This is a genomic window from Paraburkholderia sp. SIMBA_030 (assembly GCF_046535245.1).
Classification (GTDB): Bacteria; Pseudomonadota; Gammaproteobacteria; order Burkholderiales; family Burkholderiaceae; genus Paraburkholderia.
Map to the genome: position 1 here is coordinate 274,743 of NZ_JAWRXB010000005.1, position 18,268 is coordinate 293,010.

Below are 18,268 nucleotides of genomic sequence, written 5' to 3' on the forward strand. Positions count from 1 at the left end.
CTTTCCGTATTTCCTGCCTTTCCTGCAAACTCTCTTCAGTGCGCTGAGATGGTCTTTGCGCAGCACCGCATGCACACAACCGACACATCGCTCGCCCCGTTTTCGCTCGAGCACGTCGGCTGGGTCGAGGAACTCCCATTCCTCAAGCGGCGCGGTCATCACCCGCGCGCGGCGACAGGCCGAACAAAGCGACCGTGAGAGGATCAGGCCGAGCCAATTTGCCTTCCCGCTCTAACCGTTTGAACGTTGTGCGCGCGATCCGCGCGGCAGCGAGATCAGGTCTTTCGCGCTTCATCCGTTTCCAGTAATCGCTGTAGATCTCTGCTCGCGGCTTGCGCGCCGGCTTGGGCTTGTCCTCTCCGGCGCCGGCAGCATAGATCGGCGCGTGCGGCCCGTCTTTTCTAGGCGCCCAGCCGACGATCCGGATTTGCGAGCGGAAATGCTGGATGAACGCGCCTGCGGTCTGATTCGACACGCCCGCACGCGCCGCCAGATCGATCCGAGTGCCGCGCTTTTTCTTGATGACCGCCCAGAGCGCGACAAATGCCGGCCGTGTATCGGACTTGCCCCGAGCCTGGCGACGCCTCGGCAGCCTGAGTGCGTCGGCGCGCATCTGCACACTGCGCTCCGAACGACCCGGAAGGCGTGCAATGCTTATCTTCAGCGGAGTGCGCAATTTCCAGATCTCGCGGAGGATCTCGTCTTCCCATTCAAGCCATTTCATCGCGCGGCCGCACCGCGCGCGCTGTACCTCAACCATCGATCTCTCCCACAGATTCGTCAGGCGTACCATCGCGGACGGTCGACCATTCCCTGTATGCGCGCCGCCACGTCGAGTACTTCAGCAGCTGCGGTGCGCCGCCGAAGTCGAGCCAAAAGTGACAAAGGCCGCACCCTGGCACCGTGTACCTGTCGTCCGCTTTGCGCTGCCCGGCTTTCCCGTGCGCGCCCTCGTTGCTATGACACGGGACGATCGTGTCTTCGCGCTCGAGCTGGTGACAGACGCCAGGCACGCGCAAATAGCAGATCTGATCACGGCAGGCATTGCGCATCTTCGCGTCATGCCACGAGCGTTTCTTCCGCGCGCGGCGCTTGATCGGCGATTTGACGAGGATCTTCGCGCGTGTAAGCGAGCTGTTCGGCGCCGGGCGTTTGCCGATCGGTGCGCTACGCTTCAGTGGCGTCCTGCTGATGAGCGGTTTCTTGCGAGTCAGCATGGATCGCCTCGCAGCTGCAGCACGTCGTCGATGCGAACGCGATTACGATCAGGCGGAAATTCCGGAAGCGGCACACGCTGATTGAAATGCAGCGGCACGCGCAGCTCCACTTCGCCGGTCTCTAGCCTCGGCCAGTCTTCAGGCGGCGTAATCCATGCTGGCAGGTGCACATACGCGGCATAGCTAACGCGCAGGCCTCGGCGCAAGCTGTTGCGGAACTTCCACGGCGAATATGCGAAAGAACGCGACAGCTCGACGACGTCGCATTCGATCAGGCATGGCGGCCGCTCACGCTGCGGCACGCCATACACCGCGAACGACGCCGGGACGATGAACGTCATCCGCATGGCTCGTCAGGCCGGCGTGATGTCGAAGTAGTAGTGCTCGCCGAGATTGAACTGCTCGAGCGCCGCGGGATTGTCGACGGTCATTTCGAACGAGCCGGACGGCGTGGCCTTCTGGAAACGCTGATCTTCCGGAATCGAGGTGTCATACATTGCGGAAAACTTCAACGTCTTCGACGTCGGGCTCCAAGCATGGGCAGTGACGGATTGCAATTGAAACTTGGCTCGAACTGACATGTGATGCTCCTGGGTGGTTAGGTGATCACCAACTGCGGCTGGTGAGGTCTTCGACGCGCCAGCCATGGCGGCCCGCACGTTGAATAGCGAAAAATCGGAAGGGATACTGCGCGGCCGCGATCTTGGTCTTGGCGCGCGCGTCATCGGTCCAGCGCCCTTTCACCTCGTGGAATTCGAGCTGACCGGCGGCATTGATGACCGGGTAATCGATTGTGATGAACGTGTTGTCGGCGAGACGTAGCTTGATGGCCTCGAAGCGGTACCAGAGAATCTCGCCGGCATGCAGCCGCGGCGCAAGCTGATCGAGCTCGTATGCAGCCTCGGTTTTATTCTTTTTGCCGCGCGGAAGGCGGCCGAGCTGCTGCATGCGTTCGACCGGCGACAGCGCGCGCACTTGATCACCGGCTGCCGCTGTGCGGTCGTATGCCTGCAACATGCGTGCGACGGGTGTATCGAGCGGAGACGGCCCGGCCGATGCTAAACGCGCCGCCGCCCCGGCGATCTGCTCGCGGATCCGCGCAGTACCGACGCGACCGTCGGCAATCACGCTCTCCGGGAAGCGGACTGTGCCCTTGCTCATGTGCGTGGCGCCCCGGTCGTCTTCATGCTGAAACCTCGCGGTCGCCGCCGCACGACAGCGTTACCGGCGTGGGCGAAGGCTTATGCGCGTCACAGTATTCACGCCCTTCGTGCTGCCAGTGCGCCTTCACGCGCGGGCCGAGCTTCCGGCATACGCAGCAGTAGCGCCAGCCGCCCTGCTCGACCATCGCTTTCGTGATTCGCTTCATTTCTGGCCCTTCACATAGGCGTCGTGAACCTGTGCGGCAAAACTACCGACATGAGCCGCGACGGCATCAGCAAGATGCGGGGCCTCCGATGCTGCGCGGGAAACGACATACGACACACAGAACGCTATGAAGACGATGCATGCGACAAGCCCGACAAGGGCGCCGATGAGGGGTGCGATTTTCTTCAAGCCGTTATCTCCTCGGTGGTTTCTTCGGCGATAGGGACGCCGCTGATCGGGCGCAGCCACGCATCCAGCAAAAAGCACTCGCTGACCGGCCCAGAACGGTGAAACCATGGTGTTTTGAACTTGCACCACCATGTCGGACGCTGATCCTTCGTGGGATCGTCGAACGCCGGCCGAAGCCACAGCACCTCGACCACCATCCCGTCGAGCGTCTTCGTCGGCCACTCGCCGGGCACGACGACGAACGCCAGAATGTTTGGCTTGCAGTTCACGCCGGTACCTCGCTGCGCTCGCGTTCGAGCAGCTCGGCGATGCGTGCGAGACCTTTCGCCGTTACGCGCACCTGCGTTGTGCCCCAGTCCGTTCCGTCGTTGCGCTGGCCGGTGACGACCTTGTGTTCGAGCATTCCGCTGTCGAGGCGCGGCTGGAACGCGAGCCAGCGGCCACCGTCCGGATGGCGATAGATCCAGCGTCGCTCGACGAGCCAGGTGACGAACTTCTTCGGCTTCAGTTGCAGGCTCTTTGCCGCTTCGCGCAAGCTGTATGACCCTTTCGTTTCGGTTGCGAATCGGTCAAGCGCGGCGCCCTTCGGCGTCAACTCGTTGACCGTCGATTGGAGCGCGATCACCTTCTCGTCGTAGCCGAGGAGCAGCGCGCGCAATTGAACGGGATCGTTGAGGGCGCGCAGCGGATCCGCCGGCGCGACGACGTGCGCTTCGAGTTCCTGCCACCGGTCGACGAGCCGCGCCGTGAATTCGGGCGAGAGCTGCGCGACGATTACATAGCTGTCCCGCTTGCCGACGAGGTACTCGACAACCGAACGGCCCGCAGTCGGCTTTTCCTGCATTGCAGGAGAAGCAATCACGCCACGAGCGGCGAGGCGCTCGATCGCGACTTTCACGTTGTCGTGGCGCGATTCGACGAGTTCAGCGATCTCGCGGCTCGACATGGTCGGTTCTGCGATGGTCAGGTTCGTGTTCATGCGCAGAAGTCCGCAGGCATGAGAGCGTCGCCAAACGTCGCGACGGCGAATTCGTAAAGTCGCTGGTCGTTGAACTTCTTCGCGTCGCGCAGCACGAAATCGACTGCGCTCTTTTCCTTCGATGCATTCACGACGAGCACGCGGTATGACGCGATTGCTTCGTCGGGGAATCGGGGCCGCACGCCGAGCGCGGCGCCCTTAGCCTCGATGACCTCGGCGATCACGGATTCGTACCAGGGCGATCCGTCGCCGGTCGTCGCAGCGGCAGTGGGCCTCGGAGCCAATGCGTCGTCGATGAACGTCGAGATGAATCCGGCGTAGGTCGGGCGATCGTCGCGGTCGCGCTTGCGGGCGGCGACTGCGGCCGAGTGCGCCAAACGAAGCTTCTCCGGCGTTACGCCTTTACCGACCCACGTCAGCACGTGAACGCGATCGCGGGTTCGGTCGATCGCCAGGTCTTTGCCGCGCTCTAGCTCGAGGCTGATCAGCAGATCCGTGAGCTCGCCGTCGGTGTTCTGGGGTTCGTCTTTCGAATTGGCAGCAGCAGCGAACTTATCCACAGCATCGGTCGCGCGCGTTGCTGCTGTAGTCTCTGCTGTAATCTCTGTACCGTTAACGGAATGGGAATCTCCCTTCCCGCCAGCGAGGTTTTCCCCATCCGGCGGCGTGGGAATTTCAGATTTCGCGGAATTGTCTTTTCCCATTTCCCGAGATGGACTTTTCCCATTTCGGGAGGTGGACTTTTCCGAGGTGCCCTCTGAGATCTTTTTGACCTTCCGCGCAGGTACCGGCGACGAGAGAATCAGCTCAAGTGCATCCTCGTCGACGCGAAAATAAGTACGGTGCTCAATACGCTTTGCGGTCTCAATCAACACGCCGGCGGCACGCAGTTTCGTGCGCGCAGCGCGCTGCTCCTCATAGGACAGGCCTGTTTCCTCCTCCAGCTCGTCGACGGTCTTATGGACGCCAAACTCGCTCGTAGCCTTATCCTGCCAGTAGAAGATCTGACAGAAGAACACGGCCGCGTTCACGCCACCGAGATAGCGGGCGAGGAACGGGTAATAGGCGATCGGGCGACCGAGTTCGCGAAGGACGTCAGCGACTCTCAATTTGACCTCCCGTGGAGGGAGGTCAAAGCGACTGTTGCTAGCCGCCGTGAATTTCGCAGTAGCCGCCAGCCTTCGATGCCTCGAGCCACGCCCGAGGATCCACGTAGCGCTTGCTTGACGCGACGGTGAGCTTGCATCTCTTCTTGCCGCGGGTGGTTCCGCAGCAGCGAATCCGGCCGCTGTAGGCGATCCACTCCTCGTACTCCGGCATGGATAGCCCTGTCGCGCGGCAAGCCAAAGATGCGCCGTTGAGAATGCAGTCCGCGATGTCCGCGAAACTCACATCCGACTCGACCCAACCGTCGAGGGCCGCATAGCCGGCGCGCGTATGGCAACCCACATCGCTCGCAAGCGTCAAGGCTTCGATTATCTGTTCGCGCGTCAGCATCGCTTTGCTCCGTCGTGAAAACGCCATTTTGTGGCACAAATGCCCCGCGCAACAGATTGCCGCCACCCTCCGGATAGCTATCGAACACCATGCCGGCAAGCTTCCCGCTCATACTCGGGGCACCTCCGTCAAGTGCAGGCGATAGACGTTCGAATCCGCACGGCGCAACTGCCGTTCGATCAGCCCAGCTTTCTCCAGTGTGTCAAGCGCCGTGTAGATCGTGGCCGAGGAAACGCCTACGGCCTTGGTGATTACTTCAATCGTAGGCGAGCAGCATCCGTCATCACCGGCCCGGCCAGCGAGAAAGAGCAGCACCAGCTTGGCGCTCGGCTTGAGATCCGGTTTCCAGGCGAGAGACGCCAGAAGTAGGCTCATGCAATCCACCAGAACTGCGCGCGCCACATCACCGATGCGTAAATGACGAGGATCGTATAGGCGCTCATACCGGTTCCTTCCGCTTGACCAGCACTTCGATCGGCGGCAGTTCCACCGCCTCCGGCGTCTCGATTCGCGCGTAGAGCCCCGCCAGCTTCAGCAATGGGATAACGGCCTTCCCAGCCTCGGTAAGCCCGAATCGTGGGAAATCGCCCTCGGTCGTGCGCTCGCAAAGGCCTTTCGCGATCAATGCGCCACCGGTGTTGAGGTAGCCCCATGAATAGCCGAATTGATCCATGTGACAAAGCATCTCGGTCTGTCGGCGCGACAGTGACAGGTGGAATGCGCCGCCGGTGACGTAATCTTTGAATTGCTCGCTCATGCAGCTGCTCCAGATGTCGCGACGCGTACGCGGTAGATGGGCTTGTCGTCGACCGTTACGGTCTCGACATATCCCGCTTCGGCGAGGTGCTTGAGCTGCTCGCGCACGCCGCTATCCGAGATGCCGCACATGAAGGCAAGCCGTTGCACGGTCGAATTCGCGTCGCCCGTCGATTGCACAGCGAGGTGCGACAGCGCGAGCAGAACCAGCTTCTGCATGCCGCGCAGTTCGATGCGCCAGGCGAGGTTTGTCAGGTGGTGGGACATGCGTTCAATGGCCCCAAACGATTGCGACAGCGATGAGCGCACTGACGAACGTCATGCCAAGCGCGCCGCGCGATCGCGTGAGTGTCGGGAAGAACGCTGCCGTGACACCGACAACGGCGAACGCCCGGATCGCCAACGTGCAGATCTGATCTGTGGTCATGCAAAGCTCCTCTGATCGATTACAGATCTCTCGGCGGACGGTCGCTCAAGAATCTGAAGGCCATCGAACGACAGCGCGAGTCCGTCCAAGGGGTCGTCCAGATACTGAAAGAGAAACGCACCTGACTTTTCCGTCACAAACTCGACATGTCGCCCCGACGGAGCGATAAACACCTTTCCCACATCACTCTTTCTGAGATTCATGCCGCTACTCGACCCATCGCTTCCTGGATGAATTCGCCGAGTGCCTGGACGCTCAGCCGCTTGTATTCCGCACGAGCCTTCTCCTCCTGGAGAAGCAGCCACTGCCTCGGGTATTCGCAACCCGTGAACATGCAGAACAAGAAAACCTTTGATGCGGGAAACGGTCGCCGACCGGTGATCAGATCGGCGAAGTGCGGGTAGTGGATCCCGCAGTTGCGCGCGAGCGTCTTGCGGTCGAACCGCCTGAGCCCAATCTCCAGCGCCTTCTCAAGGCATTGTTCGAACGTCATCTGTTCGATGACGCTATCGGGGAGACGCACCGCCTCTACATAAGGCGCGAAGATTCGGATCTCTTGTTGTTTCATGATCGTCGCAATAGTGAAAAATCATCGTTACCCGGTTGATTACCCAGTTGCTTACCCAGTTAGCTCGGGAAGAAAATTTTTTGCATGAACTCCATGCAAAAACTCAAAATGAACCAGCTAAGCACTACTTATGGTGACGATTTGACCCGTCTCCCCCGCTTACTTATCCGCTCAGATAACCGCAGCACCGCCGCGCAGCGGCATGTGTGGCACTACTCCATTTGCTACAGCGTGCGCGAACTGGATCAGATCGTCGCTCGCCAGCACTTCAACGTGCACACCGATGCTGACAGAGCCATCGGCGTGGCAGACGTCCGAACCAGTCGGCGTCTTCACCACGTAGATGCCTTCGCGGATCGCATGGCCTTCGTCGAAAACGAATCGTCTTACGGGCTCAGCAATTTCGGGATAACGGTCGACGGCGCAGAGCAGCTCGTCGATCACAGAGTGCAAGAGACGCTGATTCATTCAGGCCGCTTTTTGCGCCGAGGCGCAGTAGTCGTCCGGCACCCGGGACCAGTCAAACTCCGGGCGCGCAAGCCGCAAAAACTTCATGCGCGGCTTCGGAATGCCTTTCCATTTCCACTGAGAAACCGCCCCAGGATCTATCTCGCACAACGACGCCACCGCGACCGTTCCATCAAGGCCGTCGATGATGAGGCAGGCAATCGGGTCGCGCATGTCGGGATTCATGACGCCATTTAAGCAAACTCAAATTCACAAGTCAAGTTCACTCAAACAAAAATGTTTAAGCTAGCTCAAATGAAAACATTTATCGACCGCCTAAAGGAAGCCGTTGAGCTGCGCGAGCGCGAGACTGGGGAGAAGATCCAGAAGAAAGAGCTCGCCGCCGCTGCGGGCGTGACATCGTCCGCCGTAACGCTTTGGTACAAAGGAACGACCGCCAACGTCAAGGCCGACGCAATGTTCCGGCTTGCGCGCTTTTTACGCGTGCGTGTTGAGTGGCTGAAATATGGCCGAGGAAGTATCAAACCTGATAGCGCGGAGCCCGAGCTGTTTCACGCGGAGCCAGGAGATTGGTCTGCATTGATCGAGCCCGCATTGAGTCCTGATGCCAAAAAACTTGTCGAGCGCATCATCGCCGCCGACCAGGACAAGCAGGTGGCCAAAGAAATATGGAAGGCGATGTCGGCCATCGTTCATGGGCTGACCCACGAAACACCAGACGCCGACACGATTTCGGGGCCCGACGCCATCCTTATACGAGCCGTTGCTGAAGCGGGAAAACTCCCGGGCAACAAGTTCGCGGCGAAAAAGAGCCGCTCGAAGATTCACGAATGACGGCGGGAAAATAAAGCCGCCCGAGGCGGCTTATGTTCGACCAGTGCTATCCGCACTGGGTCGCGTGCATCTCACTGACGGCCTATCCTTCGCGTCTGTGCAAGCATTAGGATCAGCTGGTCGACCAGCTGATCCGCATCGCGTGGATCTACCTGTAACCCGCTATCGATGCGACCGTCTTCATCTACTTCAATCAAGATGTACGAGGTGCCCTTGACGCGTCGCACCGCGGCCGATCCGGATGCCGTCATACTCTTCGCCGAAAGCGTCTTTGCTTTGCACACCTTCCCCTGAAGGTCGCTCGAGCTTCTTTTCGGTTTACGATTTGAATCGACAGCTATACTCATTGTGTAGGTCTCGTGGTAACAGCCCCAGTCGTGCGCCGCCAAGCTTCGCGGCCGGGGCCCGTCTTTTCATGGCCTTAGCGGCCCTCTCAGATTCTCGTGCCCCAATCGCTCTTCTGTTCGCAATAATTCGCTCCTATACAGGTAGTGCAAAAACCGACACAAACTGTGTCGGTCCGCCAATTCTCATGCGCCCGATGTTGTAAGCACTCCCTCACTTTAAACAAAGTGAAGTGGCTCGCGCAACACGAAAGTGCGCGATTCGCGATGTATTGTCGATGTACGCCAACCCTTTGCGAACATTGTTCGTATTGTCAATCGGCGCGATCCGTTGTCTGCTTTTCCTTCAACTCTGAAAGCTTGAACACCACCTCGTTGTTCAGGCTCCGTAAATTTTTGGTGGCCTCCGCCTCGAGCCACGCTTTCAATTCCGCTGGCATCCGCAAGTTCACAATCTTGATGCCTATTTCCATATTGCCCCCTACAGCACTAGGTGAAATCAGCGAAAAGACACCATTTTAGTGTCTTCATTCAAGCCCATGCTATGGTGACACCAAAGTAGTGTCAAACACTATTTTGACACTACTTTGGTGTAATCTTGGTTGCATGGATGAGCCTATTGAGAGAATTACACTCCGCATGCCCCAGGACTTACATGCCCTGGTGACGGCGAAACTAGAAAAATCCCATCGCTCGTTGAACGGCGAGATCGTCGCTCGCCTATGGGCAACATTCACCGGGGATGCCTACGAGATGCCCGAGAGCATCAGGGCAGCCATCAAAGCGCGCGCCCTCACCTCCGAGACCTCGTTCGACGCAGAGCTGATCAAGACCTTGATAGCCGGCCTGGAGCGCAAAGCACCGGCCGTCCTGGTGCTAGAAATTCCTGAGAGCATTTCGATATCGAAGGTCGCGACCGCCATCGAAGAAGCGAAGGCGCGGCTGCCGCGCGAGACCGCTGTTCGATTCGAGACTATCCGGAAGAAGTAGCGCCCCACCCCCGAGCGCACGCCGGCCGCATACCGCGGCCGTTTTTTTCGCATGATGAATTAAGCCAACTCAAATTTTGCTTGACTCGTTTATTTGAGTTTGCTTAAATTCAGTCCAACGCAACGCGATCTGGAACACGCGATGAACGCTCGGAAGGCAAACCACAAGGCGGCTCACCGCTCTCTTGACGGTCATGTACGGTTCGTTGTTGCAGCAGGACGGTCGATTGAGGTGCTCGATATCGGTGGTGTCGCGACGCGCGGCGCTCGGGTCGACATCATTGCGGCCTACTCGAAGGGCCGGCGCTTTACGCCGCATTCCCATTAACCCAGCAACAGGAGCACCGTGATGTCGACAATCAAGAAGCGACCCGCGAAAGTGGTTCGATCAGTATTCCGAATCACTCGAAACATTCTCGCCGTCCTTGGCGTGTGCTTCGTCTATCTGCTGGTGATGGGCGTCATGCAATACGAAGACCGCGTTGCTGCCGGCGACACGTCGTGCACTCTCACTCATTGCGTGTGAGCGCGGCGATGAACGTCTCCTACTTCCCGCAGCTCGAGCCACGTGATTACGCACACGTTATGTGGTCTCCGGTCATCGACAACTTCGGCGATGAGATCGAACTCGTGGAGATGCTTCCCGAGTCGGCGCGGATCAATGCCTTCTACGCGGCTATGGCTTTCGCGCCGAGCGAACACATTGAAAACATGTGTGGGGAGCACTGACATGCATGCCGACATCACTGTCACCGACGCGATGCTCGCCAGCAAGCTTCCGGAATACGGAATCAGCGGCGAGCCGAGCAAGATCTGCAGCGCTCTGCGCGCGATCGCGGTAGCTCGTATCCGCGCTGAGTTGCACCCGAATCCGAAAGTCTCGCGCCCGATACCGCGACCGCGTGCCGTCGTGAAGGCATTCGTCTCAACGCGGCCGGACATCGACCGTATGCGTCTTGCCGCCAACGACCTCGACGAGGAATAGTCGTGACTACCACCCATATCCTTTTCTTGATGGTTCTGGTGCTGATTGCAGCGGCCTGGACATCCGTGCGCGTCGGGGCAATCTTCGATGCCGAGTTCGAATTGTCCACCCCCGCGAAAGATGACCGGGTTCATTCGGGAGCGCGGTCGCGGCGTGCCTCCCGCGGGGAACAGTGACATGCGTTACTACCACGGTGGCGTCGGCCACCTCCAGAAGGGGCAGTTTCTGCTGCCGCCGACCATCACGAACCTGAAGAAGTCGTGCAGCGAGTTCGGTGCGTCCGGTATCCATCGGCGCGATCGCGTCTATGTGACCAGCGATCCGAACGCTGCGTTCGTCTTCGCAGCAGCGGCCCCGGCACGCAGCGCGGCTGTGTACGAGGTCGAGCCCGAAGATCTGGCGTCTGATCCCGACTGCGATAAGCCGGGCCTCTCATTCGAGTGCCGCCGTGCGCGCATTGTCCGCGTCGTCCAGGTGCTGACCGAGATCGAGCGCCACGAAACGATGGCCGGACTCACGCTCGTTGTCGGCATGTAACGATTTTTCAGGATTTGAAATGAGCGAGAAATTCGAACAGTGGGCAATCGTTGAACTCTTCGGGCATCAGCGCATTGCGGGGCGAGTAACTGAGCAGGCGATCGGCGGAAGTGCATTCGTCCGCGTCGACGTTCCCGAACTTCCGGCGACTGAAGATTTTATTGCAACGCAGGCCTTCACGAAGCTGTACGGCCAAGGCGCGATCTACGCGATCAGTTTCGTCGATCAGGCCGCAGCTTTGATGGTCGCCCGCCAACTGCGTGTGCAGCCGATCAGCGCGTATGACCTGCGCCGCGCACTTCAGGATTTGCCAGCGACAGGCGGCGCACTGCCCGCGCCTCGGCAGTCGGACCTTGAAATCGACGATGACGAAAGGCCGTTCTAAGCGGCGGTCGTTGCCAACGCCCTGGCAGATCGTCAACGACATCTATTCGCACAACGTCGACCCACGAACCGGCTACCGACTTGTCAAGGCCATTACCCGAGCCGCCGAGCACCGCGGCAAACGTCAACGCAGCAGAGGATGAACACCATGAAGAACGTTTTTGTTTTCAATGATTCCCGCGTCACTGACCGCGAATATCACGTTCTCGCTCTGAGCGAAGACGGCCAAGGGATCGCACTGATTCGATTCAACGACTGGACGATGCCGCATTGCCGCTTCGCCATGTGCGTCAGCAGCGAAACGGATGCGAGCGGAGATAGCTTCATCGCCGCCGACAACATCCGCGCGGAAGTTGAAGCGGCCTACAACATTTCCTTCGGTCGCGGTAACTGGCATGCCGTCTGGGTCGAGCATCCGAAGCAAGATCCGATGTGCATCGACGCTCTTCGCGTAATGCATGCGGACATGGCTGCAAAGATCGAAAAGCGCAACGCGGCCCTCGTGGAGAGTCTGTTTGGCTCCCTTGGGATCGCGCAGGAAGTGCGGTCACCCGCCACGCACTGAAACGCCACGTCCACTCAGTCACAGCCCATAACTCTTAGGGGAAACCATGTCCGTAAGACCCATCACCGACACGCTCCGACAGATTGCCGGCGGCATGTTGCTTGATCACGCCGGCGAGCAGTTCGCCGAGCTGGTACGCGCTATCGATGCAAACGGTGGCACTGGAAAGCTGACCATTGAGCTGACCGTCAAGAAAGCCTCGCGCGGCGGCGCCATGCTCGTTACCGGCAAGTCCACGTCGAAGAAACCCGCCGACGAGCCGATGGAAGCGATGTTGTTTGCGACGCCTGAAGGCAACCTCGTCGCAGACGATCCGCGTCAAGCGAAGCTCGACCTCAAGCGCGTCGAGACTCCCGACACCCCGCCGTCAGAACTGAAGACGGCTTAACCCGACCTCCCTACTGGAGATTGCCCTGTTATGGAAGATTTGAAATCCAACGTCGCCGAGACGCTCGCGCGCGAAATGAAAAAGCCGATCGAAATTGGCTCGGACACCGCTGGTGCGGTCCGGCGCATCGCGTTGCCGCCAAACTGGAATCTGCGCGAATACGACGACTCGAAGTTCCTCGTTGCGCCGCAGCGCAAGAAAGCGTCGGTGCGCCTGCGCACACCCGAGGACTTCATCGACTATGTCAAGCGCCACGGCTCGCTCGCCGATTCGACGATCTGGTGCGAGGCCGATTACCCGAAGGGCGAAGTCGCTTTCACGTCCATCCTCAATGACAACGGCGAAGATCCGGGAGCAGCTGCGTGGCGTGACCACCTCGCATACTTCCAGCCGGAATTCAGCGAGGAATGGAAGCGCTGGATCAGTGGCCACAAGAAGGCGATGAACCAGGTCGAATTCGCGGCCTTCCTCGAAGAGAACCTGAAGGATATCGTCGGGCCGACCGATGGCGAGAACCTGCCGACCGGTGCGCAGATGCTTGAAATGGCGCTCGCCTTCGAGGCAACCCAGGACTTCCGCTTCAAAAGTGGGGTTCGCCTGGCAAACGGCGGTATCAATCTTTCGTTCGTTCAGGACGACGACGACGCCACCCTGCAGCGCATGCAGATGTTCGAAAAGTTCGCGATCGGTATTCCGGTGTTCCGCAACCGTGACGCGTATCGGGTCGATGCTCGTCTGCGCTATCGGGTGCGCGATGCAAAGCTCACATTCAATTACGAGCTCGTGCGCTTCGACAAGGTGCTCGAGGCCGCTGCGAACGGTGTGATTGCGACGATTCGCGAGAAGACGGGCAACCCCTTCTTCTTCGGCGATCCATTCGCCAGCTAATCGGACGCGAGGAGCAATCCCATGGACATCATCGAAATCGCGCGTGTGGCCGGCCTTGTCGTGCTGCTCGACGGAAAGATCGGGCGAGAGGAATACCACAGTGTTTCCGGCTCTCTTCCTGCGCTGCGCCGTTTCGGTGATGCCTTTCGAGCTGCGGCAGAGGCGGAATCCCGCGATCGCGCCGAACTCGACGGCGCCGTTCAGGAATAGACGTGGAATTCGCCGAACTAATCGCGCTGTTCGAGCAATGGGCTGTCCATGAGGGGCTTCCTCTTGATCGCTCGGCGCTCCCGGGCAGAACGTATGTCTGGATGCAAACAGAGCAGGCGTGGTTCGGTTTCAAAGGTCTTGCGAGCGTGCTTGAGCGCTCAAAGGTATAGCACGCGGCGATCCGCCGTAAGCGTGTGGTTGGCCGGGGCTTCGGCCGGGTCATTTTTCCGAAAGGATAAGCAATGCAACAGATCCAGATTCCTCCCCTCGCCGAAGGCGAGATCTATCTGTGCGGTATCGCAGATGCAAATGGCGTTGTTGAGCACACCGTGATCATCGGCATCAACAACGACGGCGCGTCGTGGCAGAAGCATCTCGACTGGGCCAAGAGTCTCGGCGGCGATCTGACGAACCGCATCGAGCAGGCCGTGATTCGCGCACGTCGTCCGGAGCTCGTCGAGGAAGCCGCCTACTGGAGCAATACCGAAGTCGAGTGGGATTCCTCTTATGCCTGGTGCCAGAGCTTCGACGACGGCTTCCAGTACTACAACCGCAAGGGCGCCGCGCTCCGCGCGGTCGCCGTCCGCAGATTCAAAAATTAAGTCATTCATTCATTTCACAGGAGCATTGCAATGACGATCACGCTTGAGGCCATCGAGGCCCAGCAATCACGGATCACCGAGATGATCGCGGCCTTCAAGGCGAAGCCTCGCGCGACCGAGTACCGCATCGATGCCGTCACGATCCCCCTCGCACCGGGTGAGCGATTCGCCGGTGCGATCCTGAACGATGACGGCACGCTGAGCCACTACCTGATCAAGTTGCCTGGCGAAGCCGAAAGCAAAGGAAGCTGGACCGCGGCGCAGGCCTATGCGAGCGAGTGTGGTGGCGAAGCGCCCACATTGCGCGAACTCGCACTGATGCGCACGAACCTGCGCGATGAGTTTGAGGATGAGGCGTACTGGTCCGCCGAGGCACATGAGACAGATTCCTCTTATGCCTGGTACCAGGGCTTCGACAACGGCTACCAGAGCGGCACCCGCAAGAGCGCCGCGCTCCGCGCGGTCGCCGTCCGCAGATTCATTCCTTCAGTAATTTGACCATTTGATCCAGCATGGCTCTCCACACCGAACTCGACATCTACAAGGTCGGCTACAAGTTGCTCGGCAAGGTGACGAACCTTGTCAAGAACATGGAACGCGACTTCAAACGCCTTATCGGCGAAGAGATCGCGCGCGAATCGGCCAAGGTACTGATCCTGGTCTATCGCGCGAATATCGCCGACAACAAGGCGCCACATCTCGTCGGTCTGATTGAGAAGGTGCAGATGATCGAGGTTCTGCTTCGTCTCTCGATGGACATGGGCAAGATCTCGCCGGGGCAATACGCCGGTGTGATCTCGCTCACGACCAGCATCGGGAAACAGGCTAACGGGTGGAAGAAAAACTCCGCAAACCGCCTGCATCATGGAGGTCAAGGCCGCCATGACTGAGCGAGATTTCAATCTGGTCGTGCCGCTGGCTCACAAGGCCACCGCCATGCGCAATGAGGATACCGACCGCCGGCGTGCGGAGCGGTCCGGCGCAGTTTCCCGACTGAGCAATCGGCTGGGCGACGTAGATAGCACGATGGTTCCTCTTATGCCTGGTACCAGAACTTCAACAACGGCAACCAGAACAACAACCACAAGAGCGCCGCGCTCCGCGCGGTCGCCGTCCGCAGATTGGAACGGACATGCCGGATTTACATTGACCGAACTCGTGGTGGCTTATCGCGATTGCCGCCGCACGAAGCGAAATAGCGCGAGCGCACTTGCGTTCGAAATCGGCCTTGAGCGCAACCTAACGCGGCTGCATGACGAGTTGGCCGATGGCAGCTATGTACCGGGTCGCTCGAAGTGCTTCGTGATCACGCGACCAAAGCCGCGCGAGGTTTGGGCGGCCGAGTTCCGCGACCGTATCGTGCATCACCTGCTTTACAACCACATCGGTTCACGCTTCGAGCGCTCGTTCATCGTTGATTCATGCGCCTGCATCAAGGGTCGTGGCACGTTGTACGCCGTGCGGCGACTCGAAGCGAAGATCCGCTCTGTTACGCAGAACTGGTCGAGGCCAGCGTATTACCTGAAATGTGACCTCGCGAATTTCTTCGTCAGCATCGACAAGCGCATCGTGCTCGATCTGCTGCTCGCGAAAATCCCCGAGCCATTTTGGCGCGCGCTGACTGAGCTCGTGCTGATGCACGATCCACGGGCCGACTTCGAATACCTCGGCGATCCGGCGCTGCTCGAGCTGGTTCCAAGGCACAAGCGCCTGATGGAACAACCGTCACATCTCGGTCTGCCGATCGGCAACCTGTCGAGTCAGTTTTTCGCCAATGTGTTGCTCGACGTGCTGGATCAACGCGCGAAGCACATGCTCGGCGCGCGGCACTATATCCGGTACGTCGACGATTTCCTGATCCTTCATGAATCGCCCGACTACCTGAACGGCGTGCTTCGCGACATCACGCAGTTTCTGCCGGCGACGCTCGGCGTGAGCCTAAATCCCAGCAAGACCATTCTGCAGCCGGTCGACCGCGGTGTCGATTTCGTCGGCCAGGTCATCAAGCCTTGGCGCCGCTCGACGCGCAAGCGCACCCGCAATGAGGCATTGCGCCGGGTTGCGACGGTACCGGACGACGAGTTCGTGCCGGTCGCCAACTCCTATTTCGGCTTGCTCAGGCAGGCAACCGCCAGCCATCACGATCGAGCATTACTGGCGAACGCGGTGCGCGATCGCGGGCATGCGGTCAATTTCAACTTCACTCAAACATATCGGGGCTCTCGCGCATGAAACGCGATTCGATCTCTCTTCCGTTGAATCTAGGCAGCGAACTGATCGTTGATAACTTCGCCGGCGGCGGGGGCGCCAGCACCGGTATCGAGCGCGCCTTTGGTCGCCCTATCGACATTGCTATCAACCACGACGGCGAAGCGCTGGCGATGCACGCGGCGAACCATCCGGGCACGAAGCACTACACGGAAGACGTGTTCGCCGTGCATCCAGGCTTTATAACCGGCGAGCTGCCGATTGGTCTCGCGTGGTTCAGCCCTGACTGCAAGCACCATAGCAAAGCCAAAGGCGGCAAGCCGCGCGAACAGAAGATCCGCGGTCTCGCATGGGTCGCGCTGAAGTGGGCCACATTTCAGGTGCCACGTTGCATTGCGCTTGAGAACGTCGAAGAGTTTCAGGATTGGGGCCCGCTGGACGATGAAGGGCGACCCATTAAGTCCGAGAAGGGGCGGACGTTTCGCGCGTTCATCGCGGCACTCACGACTGGACTGCCTAAGGACCATCCGGACACCAACGAGATCTACGAGACGCTCGGCGCCGACTTCCCGATGGAGCGCTTACACGCTGGTCTGCGCTACAAACTCGAATATCGCGTCCTGAGAGCTTGTGATTACGGCACGCCGACGATCCGGAAGCGCCTTTATGTTTTCGCGCGCCGTGATGGGCTGCCTATCGTCTGGCCGATCGTAACGCATGGCGACCCGAAGAGCGATGCGGTCAAGACCGGAAAGCTGATGCCGTGGCGGACCGCTGCTGAATGCATCGACTGGTCGATGCCGTGCCCGTCCATCTTTGAGCGCGCGCGGCCGTTGAAAGACGCGACGCTGCGCCGGATCGCAAAGGGAATCATGAAATTCGTGGTGAACGCGGCAGATCCGTTCATCGTCACCTATTACGGCGACAAGGCCGGCGAGTTCCGCGGATCCGCGATCGACGAACCTCTGCGCACACAAAGCACGGAAAACCGCTTCGCCGTTGTTGCGCCGACCTTGATGCACGTTACCCATCAGGGAGCGGACCGCAATGCTTCCATCGACGCACCGATTGCGACCGTGACCGGCGCGAACCGCGGAGAGCAGGCGATTGTCTCCGCGACGCTGATTCAGACTGGCTACGGCGAGCGCGAGGGACAAGAGCCCCGCGTACCTGGTCTCGATAAACCACTTGGCACGGCCGTCGCGGGCGGAGTGAAGCATGCGGTCGTATCCGCCTTCCTTGCGAAGCACTATGGCGGCGTCGTAGGCACTGGTGTCGACGTGCCGACCGGGACCGTGACGACGACCGACCATCACTCTCTTGTCACTGCGCAACTGGTCGGATGCGGTGGTCGCGCTGGTCAATCGCGGCCGCGCGATGCCGGCGAGCCGCTCGCAACGGTCACGGCCAAGGCTGATACGGCGGTCGTGACGTCGCATTTGCTGAAGCTGCGTAATAACCAGTTCGGTCAGGACGCTCGGGAGCCGATGCCAACACTAACCGCTGGCGGTGGCCATGTTGGCGAGGTCCGCGCGTTCCTCATCAAGTACTACGGCAACGACAAGGATGGTCAGAGTCTTCGAAAACCGCTCGGCACGATTCCAACCCATGACCGTTTTGGCCTGGTGACGATCCACGGAGAAGACTACGTAATCGTCGATATCGGAATGCGGATGCTGACGCCGCGCGAGTTAGCGCGCGCCCAAGGCTTTCCCGATACCTACGTGCTGGACCCGCCGATCAACGGCAAGCCGCTTTCGAAATCCGCACAGGTCCGGATGATCGGCAACAGCGTTTGCCCCGACGTCGCGGCGGCACTGATCAACGCGAATTTCGCGCACGAGCGTCAAATTGCAGCTGCCTGA

At 59.7% G+C, this 18,268-nt stretch carries 38 protein-coding genes; 19 read left to right on the top strand and 19 right to left on the bottom strand.

Features of this window, described 5'->3' with window-relative positions:
* Positions 1 to 142 precede the first annotated feature (142 nt).
* The 18 genes from SB772_RS10740 to SB772_RS10825 form a co-directional block, all read right to left on the bottom strand.
* Entirely contained in the window at positions 143 to 760 is a 618-nt protein-coding gene (locus tag SB772_RS10740) for a hypothetical protein (RefSeq protein ID WP_410833235.1), read from the bottom strand.
* On the bottom strand, positions 753 to 1,217 hold the full coding sequence (locus SB772_RS10745) for a hypothetical protein (protein ID WP_410833236.1): 465 nt from the start codon (positions 1,215 to 1,217) through the stop codon (positions 753 to 755). The genes SB772_RS10740 and SB772_RS10745 overlap by 8 nt, the downstream gene beginning before the upstream one ends.
* A complete protein-coding gene (locus tag SB772_RS10750; protein ID WP_410833237.1) occupies positions 1,211 to 1,558 on the bottom strand; it encodes a hypothetical protein in 348 nt (115 codons plus the stop codon). Before SB772_RS10750 ends, SB772_RS10745 begins: the two co-directional genes overlap by 7 nt.
* Positions 1,559 to 1,570: 12 nt before the next feature.
* Positions 1,571 to 1,798: a hypothetical protein gene (locus tag SB772_RS10755; RefSeq protein ID WP_410833238.1), complete on the bottom strand. Its 228-nt coding sequence runs from the start codon at positions 1,796 to 1,798 to the stop codon at positions 1,571 to 1,573.
* Positions 1,799 to 1,823: 25 nt separating this feature from the next.
* The gene (locus SB772_RS10760) at positions 1,824 to 2,378 is read right to left on the bottom strand and encodes a hypothetical protein (RefSeq protein WP_410833239.1); all 555 of its coding nucleotides are present in this window, start codon (positions 2,376 to 2,378) and stop codon (positions 1,824 to 1,826) included.
* Between the two features lie 22 nt (positions 2,379 to 2,400).
* The gene (locus tag SB772_RS10765; RefSeq protein ID WP_410833240.1) at positions 2,401 to 2,586 is read right to left on the bottom strand and encodes a hypothetical protein; all 186 of its coding nucleotides are present in this window, start codon (positions 2,584 to 2,586) and stop codon (positions 2,401 to 2,403) included.
* A complete protein-coding gene (locus SB772_RS10770; RefSeq protein WP_410833241.1) occupies positions 2,583 to 2,774 on the bottom strand; it encodes a hypothetical protein in 192 nt (63 codons plus the stop codon). The genes SB772_RS10765 and SB772_RS10770 overlap by 4 nt, the downstream gene beginning before the upstream one ends.
* Positions 2,771 to 3,043, bottom strand: coding sequence for a hypothetical protein (locus SB772_RS10775; protein ID WP_410833242.1), 273 nt, complete (start codon positions 3,041 to 3,043; stop codon positions 2,771 to 2,773). The genes SB772_RS10770 and SB772_RS10775 overlap by 4 nt, the downstream gene beginning before the upstream one ends.
* Positions 3,040 to 3,753 carry a phage antirepressor KilAC domain-containing protein gene (locus SB772_RS10780; protein ID WP_410833243.1) on the bottom strand — a complete coding sequence of 238 codons (714 nt, stop codon included), beginning with the start codon at positions 3,751 to 3,753 and terminating at the stop codon, positions 3,040 to 3,042. Before SB772_RS10780 ends, SB772_RS10775 begins: the two co-directional genes overlap by 4 nt.
* On the bottom strand, positions 3,750 to 4,862 hold the full coding sequence (locus tag SB772_RS10785; protein ID WP_410833244.1) for a hypothetical protein: 1,113 nt from the start codon (positions 4,860 to 4,862) through the stop codon (positions 3,750 to 3,752). The genes SB772_RS10780 and SB772_RS10785 overlap by 4 nt, the downstream gene beginning before the upstream one ends.
* 37 nt (positions 4,863 to 4,899) lie before the next feature.
* Positions 4,900 to 5,250, bottom strand: a complete 351-nt coding sequence (locus SB772_RS10790; RefSeq protein ID WP_410833245.1) for a hypothetical protein — start codon at positions 5,248 to 5,250, stop codon at positions 4,900 to 4,902.
* A 108-nt stretch (positions 5,251 to 5,358) separates the two neighbouring features.
* The gene (locus tag SB772_RS10795; RefSeq protein WP_410833246.1) at positions 5,359 to 5,625 is read right to left on the bottom strand and encodes a helix-turn-helix domain-containing protein; all 267 of its coding nucleotides are present in this window, start codon (positions 5,623 to 5,625) and stop codon (positions 5,359 to 5,361) included.
* A 64-nt stretch (positions 5,626 to 5,689) separates the two neighbouring features.
* Entirely contained in the window at positions 5,690 to 6,007 is a 318-nt protein-coding gene (locus SB772_RS10800; protein ID WP_410833247.1) for a hypothetical protein, read from the bottom strand.
* The gene (locus SB772_RS10805) at positions 6,004 to 6,273 is read right to left on the bottom strand and encodes a helix-turn-helix domain-containing protein (protein ID WP_410833248.1); all 270 of its coding nucleotides are present in this window, start codon (positions 6,271 to 6,273) and stop codon (positions 6,004 to 6,006) included. Before SB772_RS10805 ends, SB772_RS10800 begins: the two co-directional genes overlap by 4 nt.
* A gap of 4 nt (positions 6,274 to 6,277) precedes the next feature.
* On the bottom strand, positions 6,278 to 6,433 hold the full coding sequence (locus SB772_RS10810) for a hypothetical protein (protein ID WP_410833249.1): 156 nt from the start codon (positions 6,431 to 6,433) through the stop codon (positions 6,278 to 6,280).
* Positions 6,434 to 6,632: 199 nt separating this feature from the next.
* Positions 6,633 to 7,001 carry a hypothetical protein gene (locus tag SB772_RS10815; protein WP_410833250.1) on the bottom strand — a complete coding sequence of 123 codons (369 nt, stop codon included), beginning with the start codon at positions 6,999 to 7,001 and terminating at the stop codon, positions 6,633 to 6,635.
* A 171-nt stretch (positions 7,002 to 7,172) separates the two neighbouring features.
* Positions 7,173 to 7,469: a hypothetical protein gene (locus SB772_RS10820; protein WP_410833251.1), complete on the bottom strand. Its 297-nt coding sequence runs from the start codon at positions 7,467 to 7,469 to the stop codon at positions 7,173 to 7,175.
* Positions 7,470 to 7,694 (bottom strand): hypothetical protein, encoded by a 225-nt coding sequence (locus tag SB772_RS10825; RefSeq protein ID WP_410833252.1) that lies wholly within the window; start codon positions 7,692 to 7,694, stop codon positions 7,470 to 7,472.
* A gap of 69 nt (positions 7,695 to 7,763) precedes the next feature.
* Between SB772_RS10825 and SB772_RS10830 the strand changes: the two genes are divergently transcribed.
* On the top strand, positions 7,764 to 8,303 hold the full coding sequence (locus tag SB772_RS10830) for a helix-turn-helix domain-containing protein (protein ID WP_410833253.1): 540 nt from the start codon (positions 7,764 to 7,766) through the stop codon (positions 8,301 to 8,303).
* A gap of 658 nt (positions 8,304 to 8,961) precedes the next feature.
* On the opposite strand, the gene SB772_RS10835 is transcribed toward SB772_RS10830, so the two are convergent.
* Positions 8,962 to 9,120 carry an Arc family DNA-binding protein gene (locus tag SB772_RS10835; protein WP_410833254.1) on the bottom strand — a complete coding sequence of 53 codons (159 nt, stop codon included), beginning with the start codon at positions 9,118 to 9,120 and terminating at the stop codon, positions 8,962 to 8,964.
* Between the two features lie 133 nt (positions 9,121 to 9,253).
* Here SB772_RS10835 and SB772_RS10840 point away from each other — a divergent pair, with 133 nt between their 5' ends.
* From SB772_RS10840 to SB772_RS10925, 18 genes are all read left to right on the top strand, one after another.
* Positions 9,254 to 9,637: an Arc family DNA-binding protein gene (locus SB772_RS10840; RefSeq protein ID WP_410833255.1), complete on the top strand. Its 384-nt coding sequence runs from the start codon at positions 9,254 to 9,256 to the stop codon at positions 9,635 to 9,637.
* 141 nt (positions 9,638 to 9,778) lie between these two features.
* Complete coding sequence (locus tag SB772_RS10845; protein WP_410833256.1) at positions 9,779 to 9,964, top strand: hypothetical protein; 186 nt, start codon at positions 9,779 to 9,781, stop codon at positions 9,962 to 9,964.
* A gap of 21 nt (positions 9,965 to 9,985) precedes the next feature.
* Positions 9,986 to 10,162, top strand: a complete 177-nt coding sequence (locus tag SB772_RS10850; RefSeq protein ID WP_410833257.1) for a hypothetical protein — start codon at positions 9,986 to 9,988, stop codon at positions 10,160 to 10,162.
* A gap of 8 nt (positions 10,163 to 10,170) precedes the next feature.
* Entirely contained in the window at positions 10,171 to 10,365 is a 195-nt protein-coding gene (locus SB772_RS10855; protein WP_410833258.1) for a hypothetical protein, read from the top strand.
* A 1-nt stretch (position 10,366) separates the two neighbouring features.
* A complete protein-coding gene (locus SB772_RS10860; RefSeq protein WP_410833259.1) occupies positions 10,367 to 10,621 on the top strand; it encodes a hypothetical protein in 255 nt (84 codons plus the stop codon).
* A gap of 2 nt (positions 10,622 to 10,623) precedes the next feature.
* Positions 10,624 to 10,797, top strand: a complete 174-nt coding sequence (locus SB772_RS10865) for a hypothetical protein (protein ID WP_410833260.1) — start codon at positions 10,624 to 10,626, stop codon at positions 10,795 to 10,797.
* A 1-nt stretch (position 10,798) separates the two neighbouring features.
* Positions 10,799 to 11,158 carry a hypothetical protein gene (locus tag SB772_RS10870; protein ID WP_410833261.1) on the top strand — a complete coding sequence of 120 codons (360 nt, stop codon included), beginning with the start codon at positions 10,799 to 10,801 and terminating at the stop codon, positions 11,156 to 11,158.
* 19 nt (positions 11,159 to 11,177) lie between these two features.
* Entirely contained in the window at positions 11,178 to 11,543 is a 366-nt protein-coding gene (locus tag SB772_RS10875; protein ID WP_410833262.1) for a hypothetical protein, read from the top strand.
* 138 nt (positions 11,544 to 11,681) lie between these two features.
* Positions 11,682 to 12,107 (top strand): hypothetical protein, encoded by a 426-nt coding sequence (locus SB772_RS10880; RefSeq protein ID WP_410833263.1) that lies wholly within the window; start codon positions 11,682 to 11,684, stop codon positions 12,105 to 12,107.
* A gap of 46 nt (positions 12,108 to 12,153) precedes the next feature.
* Entirely contained in the window at positions 12,154 to 12,495 is a 342-nt protein-coding gene (locus tag SB772_RS10885) for a hypothetical protein (protein WP_410833264.1), read from the top strand.
* Between the two features lie 30 nt (positions 12,496 to 12,525).
* Positions 12,526 to 13,383: a DUF2303 family protein gene (locus SB772_RS10890; RefSeq protein ID WP_410833265.1), complete on the top strand. Its 858-nt coding sequence runs from the start codon at positions 12,526 to 12,528 to the stop codon at positions 13,381 to 13,383.
* Positions 13,384 to 13,404: 21 nt separating this feature from the next.
* Entirely contained in the window at positions 13,405 to 13,593 is a 189-nt protein-coding gene (locus tag SB772_RS10895; RefSeq protein ID WP_410833266.1) for a hypothetical protein, read from the top strand.
* A gap of 2 nt (positions 13,594 to 13,595) precedes the next feature.
* On the top strand, positions 13,596 to 13,763 hold the full coding sequence (locus tag SB772_RS10900; RefSeq protein ID WP_410833267.1) for a hypothetical protein: 168 nt from the start codon (positions 13,596 to 13,598) through the stop codon (positions 13,761 to 13,763).
* 72 nt (positions 13,764 to 13,835) lie between these two features.
* The gene (locus tag SB772_RS10905; RefSeq protein WP_410833268.1) at positions 13,836 to 14,195 is read left to right on the top strand and encodes a DUF1566 domain-containing protein; all 360 of its coding nucleotides are present in this window, start codon (positions 13,836 to 13,838) and stop codon (positions 14,193 to 14,195) included.
* A gap of 30 nt (positions 14,196 to 14,225) precedes the next feature.
* Positions 14,226 to 14,693, top strand: coding sequence for a DUF1566 domain-containing protein (locus tag SB772_RS10910; RefSeq protein WP_410833269.1), 468 nt, complete (start codon positions 14,226 to 14,228; stop codon positions 14,691 to 14,693).
* A gap of 14 nt (positions 14,694 to 14,707) precedes the next feature.
* A complete protein-coding gene (locus tag SB772_RS10915; protein WP_410833270.1) occupies positions 14,708 to 15,085 on the top strand; it encodes a four helix bundle protein in 378 nt (125 codons plus the stop codon).
* Between the two features lie 331 nt (positions 15,086 to 15,416).
* Positions 15,417 to 16,427 carry an RNA-directed DNA polymerase gene (locus SB772_RS10920; protein ID WP_410833380.1) on the top strand — a complete coding sequence of 337 codons (1,011 nt, stop codon included), beginning with the start codon at positions 15,417 to 15,419 and terminating at the stop codon, positions 16,425 to 16,427.
* Positions 16,424 to 18,268: a DNA cytosine methyltransferase gene (locus SB772_RS10925; protein ID WP_410833271.1), complete on the top strand. Its 1,845-nt coding sequence runs from the start codon at positions 16,424 to 16,426 to the stop codon at positions 18,266 to 18,268. The genes SB772_RS10920 and SB772_RS10925 overlap by 4 nt, the downstream gene beginning before the upstream one ends.